2 protein-coding genes are annotated in these 1,161 nt (G+C 69.1%); both read left to right on the top strand.

The window, feature by feature from the left end; genetic code table 11:
• A partial coding sequence (locus ABZ453_RS51375; protein ID WP_359027008.1) for an alpha/beta hydrolase-fold protein occupies nt 1–687 on the top strand: 687 nt, incomplete at its 5' end.
• Nucleotides 684–1,161 (top strand): hypothetical protein (locus tag ABZ453_RS51370; protein WP_359027006.1); only part of this gene is annotated, 478 nt, incomplete at its 3' end. The genes ABZ453_RS51375 and ABZ453_RS51370, both read left to right, overlap by 4 nt.

Raw genomic sequence — 1,161 nt, 5'->3', positions numbered from 1 at the left:
ACGCCGGGATCGGCGTCGGCCGCGAGCGGGGACCTGCCGCCGGTGGCCGGGACCGTGCCGGTCGCCGGCGCGACGATCGTCGGAGAGCAGTGGGTCACCGAGCGAACCGTGTCGCTGACCGTCGCGACGCCGTCGTTCACCACGCCGGCCAAGGTCGAGGTCATGCTGCCGACCGGCTACGCGGCCGATCCGACCCGTCGGTGGCACGTCACGTACTTCACGATCGGGACCAACGGCGACCAGACGATGTTCCGTACGCTGGACGACGGCGAGAGCCTCACCGCCTCCCACCCGTCGATCGTGGTGTCACCGAGCGCGAGTCCGCTCCAGGGAGTCGTGAACGCCGGCGACACCGTCCCGGGTGGAAACTCCGGGTACTGGAGCGACTGGTACAACAACGGCGCGGGCGGTCCGCCGATGTACGAGACCTTCGTGACCAAGCAGCTCAGGCCGCTGATCGACGCGAACTTCCGCACCGTGGCCGATCGCGCGAACCGCGTGATCCTCGGTGAGTCCGTGGGCGGCTACGGCGCCCTCATGCTCGCCGCCCGGCATCCGGACCTGTTCTCCGCGACGTCCAGCCTCTCCGGAGCGGCCGACAGCAACTCGGCCCCCGGAGCCGCCGTCCTCTCGCTCAGCCCGGCACTGGACCTCGCCCCGCCGGACTCGATCTACGACCGCGCGTGATCCAGGAGATCCGCTGGCGCGGGCACAACCCCACCGACCTGGCAGGCAACCTGGGCGGCCTCGACGTGCAGCTCTACACCGGGAACAGTGTTCTGGGAACCGTCGAGGTGAGTGACGCCGCAGCCGTGGCGGGGTGCGTGGTGGAGCCCGGCATCGTCAGTCCGGAGACGTACAGCATGCACAGCCGACTCACCTCTCTCAGCATCCCGCATGTGTTCAAGGCGTACAACTGGGGATGTCACACCCCCGCCATGTTCGAACAGGAGATCACCGAGAGCCTCAGCCGGTTCGCCAGTCGGTTCTCCCAGGACATCCCGAACCCCGCGACCTTCGACCACCGGTCCATCGAGCCGCAGTTCGGCGTGTACGGCTGGTCGGCCACGGCTGACCCCGACCGGGCGCTGGAGTTCCTGGACCTGCACGACGTCAGCGCCGCTGGACTCACCGTCACAGGCAGCGGATCGACCCGCATCA

It is taken from the genome of Streptomyces sp. NPDC005799, assembly GCF_040630525.1.
GTDB lineage: Bacteria > Actinomycetota > Actinomycetes > Streptomycetales > Streptomycetaceae > Streptomyces > Streptomyces griseorubiginosus_B.
This window is presented reverse-complemented; position numbering and strand designations above follow the sequence as displayed.